At 36.1% G+C, this 8951-nt stretch carries 8 protein-coding genes; 7 read left to right on the top strand and 1 reads right to left on the bottom strand.

Annotation, left to right across the window (positions count from 1 at the left end):
- Nucleotides 1-184, bottom strand: a 184-nt coding sequence (locus tag V7M80_RS05520; protein WP_333694621.1) for a hypothetical protein, incomplete at its 3' end; no start/stop codon positions are given.
- Between the two features lie 239 nt (nucleotides 185-423).
- Between V7M80_RS05520 and V7M80_RS05515 the strand changes: the two genes are divergently transcribed.
- From V7M80_RS05515 to V7M80_RS05485, 7 genes are all read left to right on the top strand, one after another.
- A complete protein-coding gene (locus tag V7M80_RS05515) occupies nucleotides 424-1536 on the top strand; it encodes a fasciclin domain-containing protein (protein WP_333694620.1) in 1113 nt (370 codons plus the stop codon).
- Nucleotides 1537-1718: 182 nt separating this feature from the next.
- The gene (locus V7M80_RS05510) at nucleotides 1719-3338 is read left to right on the top strand and encodes an OstA-like protein (protein WP_333694619.1); all 1620 of its coding nucleotides are present in this window, start codon (nucleotides 1719-1721) and stop codon (nucleotides 3336-3338) included.
- Nucleotides 3339-3363: 25 nt separating this feature from the next.
- Nucleotides 3364-4563, top strand: a complete 1200-nt coding sequence (locus tag V7M80_RS05505) for an aspartate aminotransferase family protein (RefSeq protein ID WP_333694618.1) — start codon at nucleotides 3364-3366, stop codon at nucleotides 4561-4563.
- Between the two features lie 163 nt (nucleotides 4564-4726).
- On the top strand, nucleotides 4727-6127 hold the full coding sequence (locus tag V7M80_RS05500; protein ID WP_333694617.1) for a tetratricopeptide repeat protein: 1401 nt from the start codon (nucleotides 4727-4729) through the stop codon (nucleotides 6125-6127).
- Between the two features lie 69 nt (nucleotides 6128-6196).
- Nucleotides 6197-7162 carry a DUF368 domain-containing protein gene (locus V7M80_RS05495; protein ID WP_333694616.1) on the top strand — a complete coding sequence of 322 codons (966 nt, stop codon included), beginning with the start codon at nucleotides 6197-6199 and terminating at the stop codon, nucleotides 7160-7162.
- Nucleotides 7163-8176, top strand: a complete 1014-nt coding sequence (locus V7M80_RS05490; RefSeq protein WP_333694615.1) for a DUF368 domain-containing protein — start codon at nucleotides 7163-7165, stop codon at nucleotides 8174-8176.
- Nucleotides 8151-8906, top strand: a complete 756-nt coding sequence (locus V7M80_RS05485) for a shikimate dehydrogenase family protein (protein ID WP_333694614.1) — start codon at nucleotides 8151-8153, stop codon at nucleotides 8904-8906. The genes V7M80_RS05490 and V7M80_RS05485 overlap by 26 nt, the downstream gene beginning before the upstream one ends.
- Nucleotides 8907-8951: the final 45 nt, after the last annotated feature.

Genomic DNA, 8951 nt, shown 5'->3' with positions numbered 1-8951 from the left:
CATCTTTGTTTATTCCCTCTATTTCAAAAGAATAAACTCCTCCCGTATAAGCCCCTGTCGGAATAACAGTAAACAAATAGGTATGCGTCCCGGCAAAAACCGTAAAGGCAGAGGGATTAACAATAACATCACCTCCCATCGAACTCAATACTGCAAAAAAGTCATCCGCACTGGTAATTTGCAACTCTATCGTAAAACTACAAAAAATAAAACAAACTATAAGAATTCACCTATAAACTTTAACAAAATTGTTAATTTTTAACTAAAATTCAGTTCCTTTTTTAAATTAAGTTGGAAGCCAAAACAGTTTTGTTTAATTTTATAAAAAAAAGATTAAACAAAACCCAATCTAACTCTACTTAGCTAATTTTTGGTATGGTGACACAAATTACAGAACTATAAATCACTAAAAATCAAAAAAAAATGAAAAGTAATCAAACAAAAAAAGTTTCCTTTAGCAGAGCTGTCCTGTTGTTCTGTTTGTCGAGTTTTGTATTTGTTTCTTGTGAAAACAATGAAACTATAGAAGACACTTCGAGTTCCAAATTTACTCTTGTAGAAACATTGGAAAAAATTAATGAGCAACAAGTACAACGTAGTCCGGCTCCGGGTAATACTCCAATTGCCGGTATAGCGGTAAATGCACAATTTAACGAATTAGTAAATGCCTTAGTTTTTGTAGACACAGAATTGAATGCCGGATTGGTGCCTTTATTCTCATCTAATGGAAATCAATTTACCGTATTTGCTCCAACCGATGAAGCTTTCCAAAATTTATACAATGCTTTAGGAGTATCGGGCATTGAAGAATTACCGGCAGAGTTGGTTTTGGATGTGTTAAAATACCATGTGGTTGAAGGCCGAAGAGCGGCAAACAGTGTAGTGCCCCCCGTTAAAGATCGTACCATTACCACATTACTAGGTGCTACTTTCACAGTAAACCGACAAGCAGCTATAACTGCTGTAGGCAACACCGCTCAAATAACAGCCCCCAATATATCGGCATCAAATGGAATAATCCATGTTATAGATGCTGTATTGTTACCCATTGTACCCGGTAGTACCGATAGATCAGCCCTTGCACCCGGAACCCAATCTATAGCAGCTCTAGCTGTTGGAGCAAATTTTACCGAATTGGTAAGTGCATTGGCTTATGTAGACCAAGAATTAAATGCGGGATTAATTCCTTTATTTGCAAATGGAAGAGACCAATATACGGTTTTTGCACCAACAAATGAAGCATTTCAAAACCTATATACCGCATTGGGAGTATCAAACATTACCGAAATTCCGGCTCCTTTGGTATTGCGTGTGCTACAATACCATGTTGTTGAAGGCAGAAGATTGTCTAATAGTGTAGTGCCTAAGAACAAGCCTAGAACTATTACTACACTATTAGGAAGCAGCTTTAGTGTAACCAACCAAGGTGTCATACAAGCTCTAAGCAATACCGGTGCTATAACTACAGCAGATATCTCGGCTTCTAACGGTGTAATACACGTAATTGATACCGTACTATTACCGACTTTAAATTAAGTTTTTCTCAATTTTCACTCTATATATTCGGATGAGCAGCCTTTTTTGGGGCTGCTTTTCTTTTAGTAAAAAGACAAAAACCAGTACACTTTGTTGGGTTAACCCAAAAGTTGTAACCTAAAATATTCTTAAGAACCGGTTTAGGTATAACAATTTTAGTAATTTTGGCAAAAATAATTCCGTTGAAAAAATATAGTTTTCTGATTCTTTTATTCTTGATTTCTACAACCCTTTTTGCTCAGAAAGCGGAAAAAATAGTTGTTGAATACTCCGAATTTTTGGATGTCAATCAAACTGAAGTTCCCGATGCGGTTTTGGTTTATGGGAATGTTCGCGTGGCACACGATGGTATATTGATGTATTGCAACAAAGCCTATTGGTTTCAGAAAGAAAACTACATCAAAGCCTTTGGTAACATTAGAATGGTACAAGGTGACACAATAACCCTAACTTCTACTTATGCCGAATATAATGGTGAAAATAAGCTGGCCTATGCCAATGGTAATGTAGTTATGACATCTCCGAGTTCAAATTTACGTACAGAAACTTTATACTTTGATCGAAACACCCAACAAGCATCCTACAAAACCGGAGGGACTATAACCGATAAAGAAAACGTATTGAAAAGTCAATCCGGAGTCTATTTGGTGCAACAAAAAATGTATCAATTTAGAAATGCCGTTACCATTACCAATCCCAAATATGTCATTAAAACCAATCATTTGGATTATTATGAAAATAGCGGTCATGCCTATTTATTTGGGCCCTCAACCATTACCAGTAAAGAAAATTACATATACACCGAAAAAGGCTTTTACAACACCAAACTCAACAAAGCCCATTTTGTAAAAAACTCTTATATCAAATACAACAATCGGCTCATTCAAGGCGACAGTTTGTACTACGACCGAAATATTGAATTTGCCTCGGCTACGCGTAATGTTAAAGTAACCGATTCTATCAATAAAAGTATCGTAAAAGGCCACTATGGTGAAGTATATCGATTGAAAGACTCGTTAATGATGACCAAAAGAGCTGTTGCTATGACACTGGTAGATCAAGATACATTATACGTACATGGAACCAAACTTATAATAACCGGAAAACCCGAAGAACGCATTGTTCGAGCCTTTAAGAATGTACGTTTTTACAAAACCGATATGAGTGGAAAGTGTGATTCTCTTCACTCCTCTGAAAAATTAGGCCTTACCAAACTCATTGGAAGACCTGTAATGTGGAATCAAGAAAACCAAATGACCGGAGATGTAATGCATTTAATTTCTAATAAAGAAACGGAAAAATTAGATTCTTTAAAAGTGTTAAACAATACCTTTTTGATAGCTAAAGACACATTAGGCACCGGATACAATCAAATCAAAGGGCAAAATCTTTACGGAAAATTCAGAGACAACAAACTTTATGAAGTTGATATTGTCAAGAATACGGAGGTCATTTATTACATGAGAAATGATGAAGATGAGTTGGTTGGAATAGATAAAAGCAAAAGCAGTCAAATCAACATGACGCTAATAGACAACCAAATTGAAACCCTAACCTTTTTTCAGCGAGCCGAAGGAATTATGTATCCGGAAACCGAACTTCCGGAAAACGCCAGAAAGTTAAGAGGTTTTATTTGGAGAGGCGACGAACGAATTCGGTCTAAAGACGACATTTTTCCTCCCGAGGAAAATGAATACGAACAAAAAATGATTGAAGAAAAGAAAACAGAAGTTGATCAAGAAAATCTTCCTTTAGAAGTGCGTAAAGAAACTTTAGACGCTATAAAAAACAAAAAAAAATAAGTCCGTATTCCTAAGTAATATCCCTATGAAGTCAGACTTTTTAACCTATCAGGCACAAACCACACCCCACCCTTTAGGGATGGAGGTGCACTATGCCAAAGGTTCCTATATTTATGATACGCAAAACAAAAGATATTTAGATTTTGTTGCCGGAGTTTCAGCCTGCAGTTTGGGGCATCAACATCCCAGAGTCAATCAAGCCATAAAAGAGCAATTAGACACTTACTCTCACGTTATGGTTTATGGTGAATATGCCCAAAATCCGGCTGTAGCCTTTTGTAAACTATTGGCACAACATCTTCCTCCAACACTACAAAAAACCTATTTGGTGAATTCCGGAACCGAAGCAACAGAAGGAGCTTTAAAATTGGCTCGTCGAGTAACCGGAAGAAGTCAATTTATATCTTGTTACAATGCCTATCATGGCAACACTATGGGATCTATGAGTGTGATGGGATTTGAAGAACGCAAACAAATTTTTCGTCCTTTACTTCCTGATGTCGATTTTATTACCTTCAATAATTTGGAGGATATAGAAAAAGTAACCACACAAACCGCCGGCGTTATTGTAGAAAGCATTCAAGGAGGAGCAGGATTTATTGAACCCCAAAACGGATTTTTAACCTTATTGAAAGCTCGTTGCGAAGCTGTGGGTGCCCTTTTGATAATAGACGAAATTCAACCCGGATTTGGCAGAACCGGAAAACTATTTGGCTTTGAAAATTACCAAGTAGTACCGGATATATTGGTTATGGGCAAAGGTATGGGAGGCGGTATGCCTGTTGGTGCGTTTACCTCCCGTTCGGAATACATGGACTTGTTGAGTGACCAACCAAAATTGGGCCATATTACTACCTTTGGCGGTCATCCCGTAATTGCGGCAGCTTGTCTGGCTACCTTACAAGAAATTCTGGAAACCGATCTCATGCCGGCAGCTATTCGAAAAGAAAAACTTTTTCGTTCACTTTTGGTACATCCTTTGATAGAAGAAATTAGAGGAAAAGGATTAATGCTGGCAGCCCTGGTTCCTTCTGCAGAAATAACCAATGAAGTTATCTTCAAATGTCAAGATAAGGGGCTTATTTTATTTTGGCTGCTTTTTGAAAGTAGAGCCATTCGAATTACACCACCATTAACCATTTCGGAAGATGAAATTAGAGAGGGTTGTGCCATTATTTTAGAAGCTTTGGATGAAGTAAACCGGAATAGAACCTCGAGTAGTTAACCTAAAAAGGTTTAAAATATGGGAATTTATAGCTTTAAAACCCCGCTACAAAAGTAAAACCGACTTTATGTTAATTAAATTGTTTACAACAAATCTAAAAAAAAATCAAACCGGGACATTCCTTTCCTAATTTTAGAGTAGGATAATTTTAAACGAATCGAGTATGCATTTAAGTCACGAAGAAGACGATTACAACGTATCCTTATCAAGATTCGAATCGATGTTGAAAACCAATAAAGTTTTCTTTTTTGATTCGGAAGAATTTGAAGAGATTATTCTTCATTACCTTGATATAGGCAAGGCAACTCTGGCCAAAAAGGCCTTAAAATTAGCTCTCGAACAACATCCAAAATCTACCGGTTTAAAATTGGTACAAATTGAAATGTTGATTTATGATGACAAACTCGATTTAGCCGAAAAAATGCTCAACGAGTTGTACGCCATAGAACCTCACAACGAAGAAATTTACATCCAAAAAGCCAATATCTATTCTAAAAGAGACCAACACGATAAAGCTATTGTCGAATTGGAAAAAGCTTTGACTTTTACCGATGACCTGGCTGATGTTTACAACTTGATGGGTATGGAATATCTGTTCATGGACAACTTAGAAATGGCAAAATTTAATTTTATTCGCTGTTTAGAAGTTGACTTGGAAGATCAAGCCGCACTTTACAATGTGGTGTATTGTTTTGAATTTTTAGATCAACATGAACAAGCCATAGACTACCTGAAAGCTTACATTGAACGAAACCCTTACAGCGAAATTGCTTGGCATCAACAAGGAAGACTCAGTTACAGTATTAAAAATTACGAAAATGCATTGCTTTGTTTTGATTATGCCACTTTGATTGATGAAGAGTTTATTGGGGCTTTCATGGAAAAAGGAAAATCACTCGAAAAATTAAAACGCTTTGAAGAGGCTATTGAATCTTACCAACGAACTATCGAATTGGAAGATCCTACTTCGTATGCCTTGCTACGTATTGGAAAATGCTATGAAAAATTAGGCAATAAAGCCGAAGCGTTAAAATATTACAACCAAACCGTTCATGAAGACCCCCTTTTAGATAAAGGTTGGATAGCCATTACCGATTTTTACATTCGTCAAAAGAATTACCAAAAAGCATTGTTTTATGTAAATAAAGCTTTGGCCATAGACAACCAAAATCAATTGTATTGGAAACGATATGCCACGATAAACAAACAAATGAATTTCTTTGAAGAGGCCGAATTTGGGTATCGAAAAGCGGTTGAATTTGGTGATGCCCATTTGGACACTTGGTTGTTTTGGGTAGACATACTTCAGTTTTTAGGCGAATTTGACAATGCCATTCAAACACTGGTTCAAGCTTCTGAATACTTTCCGGATGAATATGAAATTGCATACCGTTTGGCCGGATTGTATTTCATGACACAACAACCCGAAAAAGGGAAATTTCACCTTACCATTGGCTTGCAATTAAACCCTAAACATCACACTTTGGTAGAAGAATTATTTCCTACCATTTGGAATCAAAAAAACGTGCAACAAATTATTCAAAAACACTTAAATTCTTTTTAGAATTTTTAGAATCTGTTTAAAAAAAATACCTATTTTGCGTCCTGTTTCCACAAATGGGACGCTTTTTTTATGAGAAAAATTTTTCCGGATTATTTGCTTCTAACTCTCAAAGGAATGGCTATGGGAGCAGCCGATGTGGTTCCGGGTGTATCAGGTGGCACCATTGCTTTTATTTCCGGAATTTATCAAGAACTCATAGACACCATTAATAAAATAGATTTTTCCTTTTTTAAAACTTGGAAAAATAACGGTTTTAAAATCGCGTGGCAACAAATCAATGGATCCTTTTTATTGGCTTTGGTATCCGGTATTGGTTTAAGCATATTAACTTTATCTAAAGTAATTACCCATTTATTAGCTACCCAACCCATCTTGGTATGGTCTTTTTTCTTTGGTTTGGTGGTTGCCAGCATCTACTTTGTGGGTAAGCAAATTAACCAATGGGCTTTTAAAACTTTAGTTTTATTTGGGATAGGAACGGTTTTATCTTATTATATTACTATTGCTGAACCGGTAGGCTCGCCCGACAGTAATTTTTATCTCTTCCTTTCCGGATTTGTAGCAATTATTGCTATGATTTTACCCGGTATTTCAGGAGCTTTCATTTTGCTTCTCATGGGTTCTTATGCTGTAGTAATAGGCACCATAAATCAACTTAGAGAAGGTTTAATACAATGGGACACATCTATTTTACTACAAGCTATTACCAAATTACTCCTTTTTGGATTGGGAGCTGTATTGGGTTTAAAACTATTTTCAAGAGTATTGCATTGGATGTTTGACTCCCATAAAAATGCCACTCTTGGCTTGCTTTGTGGCTTTATGTTAGGTTCTTTAAACAAAGTATGGCCCTGGAAAAAAGTCATTGCTACCCGTTTGGATTCTCACGGAAAAGAAGTGCCCTTTCTGGAAAAAAGTATATTACCACATCATTTCGATGGTGACAACTCTTTGATTCTTGCCGTAATATTGATGGTTTTGGGATTTTTGACTATCTTTATTCTTGAAAAAACCGCTACAAAATTTTCAAAATAGATGCCCGTACAACGTTCCATTTCCGATAAAATTTTCTTGGTTCTTAAGGGAATAGCCATGGGTTTGGCCAATAAAATACCGGGGGTTTCAGGAGGTGTTGTGGCGTTTGTTGCCGGTTTTTATGAAGAATTCATTTACTCTTTTAAAAGAGTAAACAAAACAGCATTTAAGTTTTTACTTGCCCGAAGGTTCAAAAGTTTTTACAGATACATCAATGGCCCTTTTTTGTCTCTTCTCCTATTGGGGATTGTCATAAGTTTTTTTAGTATATCCAAACTTTTAGACTTTTTACTATCTCGATATGAAATACAGGTTTGGGCTTGTTTCTTCGGAATGATAATTGGTTCTATATACTATATCAATAAAGATTTTGAAGGACAGTGGACCAAAACCTCCAGAACGGCCTTGGCAGTAGGTGCTTTTTTAGGAATTGGAATCAGTTTTTTTGATCCGGCTACCGAAAATTCAAATCTGCTTTTTGTGTTTCTTTGTGGCATCATAAGTGTTTCGGGAATGACATTGCCGGGCCTATCCGGCTCGTTTATTATGATGCTTATGGGTAATTATGTATTGTTATTGGTAGACTCTGTGAATTCACTCTACGATACAATTGCAGACCTACTGGTTGGAGATTTTTCATTTCTTGCCAATCCCGCCAGAATACATCTTTTAAAAGTATTGTTTTTTTTCACTTTGGGATCACTCACCGGATTGGTTACCTTTTCCAATCTTTTAAGTTATTTGATAAAACACTTTAAAAAAGTAACTTACGCTTCAATTTTGGGTTTTATAATCGGTTCGCTTGGAGTAGTTTGGCCATGGAAAAATAAAGTTTATGCAATGAGCAATGGAAACTATTTGGTAGATAGAAACGGAAATTATATTGTAGCAACATACAAAAGATACCTTCCCGAATTGACTGCAGATACAGCATGGGCGGTATTTTATATTTTAGTTGGAATTTTTATGGTATTAGCCTTAGAATGGTATGGAGCAAAAACAAGAAAAAACTAGACTTTTTGGATTAATCGGAAAAAACATCGGATACTCTTTTTCTCGAAATTATTTTACCGAAAAATTTAAAACCGAAGCTCTACAAGATTGTAGTTATGTGAATTTTGATCTTAAATCGATAGATCAATTTCCGGAAGTCTTGAAAAAAAATCCAAGCTTATCCGGAATTAATGTGACTATTCCGTACAAGGAGAAAATAATTCCCTACTTGGATAAATTGAGTCGAAAAGCCCGTGAAATTGGAGCGGTAAATTGCATTGCTATTTCATCCCAAGGTAAATTAAAAGGACACAATACCGATTGTTACGGATTTAAAAAATCTATTCGAAAATTACTGAAACCGCATCATCAAAAAGCTTTGATACTAGGTACCGGAGGTGCTTCAAAAGCTGTGGCATTTGCTTTGAAAGAATTGGGAATTTTAGTGACTTTTGTTTCCCGAAATTCGGGAGAAAACACCTTACTGTACAAATACATTAATGCTACCACTTTTGATAATTATCAAATTGTAATCAACTGTACACCATTGGGTACTTTTCCAAATATTGAAGACTGTCCCCCTATTCCGTATGAATTTTTTACCAAAGACCATATTGCTTTCGATTTAATTTACAATCCTGAGGAAACCGAATTTTTAAAACGAGCCAAAGCCCATCAAGCTGTAACTCAAAACGGATATGACATGTTGCGGTTTCAAGCCGAAAAAGGTTGGAAAATTTGGAATAAGTAACACCAATTCAACCTTAAATCACTCTAACGCCTTCTTTTTGAGTAA

The sequence above is a fragment of the Flavobacterium sp. genome (genome assembly GCF_036759525.1).
Classification (GTDB): Bacteria; Bacteroidota; Bacteroidia; order Flavobacteriales; family Flavobacteriaceae; genus Flavobacterium.
The sequence above is the reverse complement of the archived record's forward strand: the minus strand, read 5'-3'. Positions and strand labels throughout refer to the sequence as shown.

Excerpts from the sequence above, each read along its gene's own strand:
- V7M80_RS05515 (WP_333694620.1), top strand. The coding sequence starts at position 424 with ATGAAAAGTAATCAAACAAAAAAAGTTTCCTTTAGCAGAGCTGTCCTG.
- V7M80_RS05505 (WP_333694618.1), top strand. The coding sequence starts at position 3,364 with ATGAAGTCAGACTTTTTAACCTATCAGGCACAAACCACACCCCACCCT.
- V7M80_RS05500 (WP_333694617.1), top strand. The coding sequence starts at position 4,727 with ATGCATTTAAGTCACGAAGAAGACGATTACAACGTATCCTTATCAAGA.
- V7M80_RS05495 (WP_333694616.1), top strand. The coding sequence starts at position 6,197 with ATGAGAAAAATTTTTCCGGATTATTTGCTTCTAACTCTCAAAGGAATG.
- V7M80_RS05490 (WP_333694615.1), top strand. The coding sequence starts at position 7,163 with ATGCCCGTACAACGTTCCATTTCCGATAAAATTTTCTTGGTTCTTAAG.
- V7M80_RS05485 (WP_333694614.1), top strand. The coding sequence starts at position 8,151 with ATGGAGCAAAAACAAGAAAAAACTAGACTTTTTGGATTAATCGGAAAA.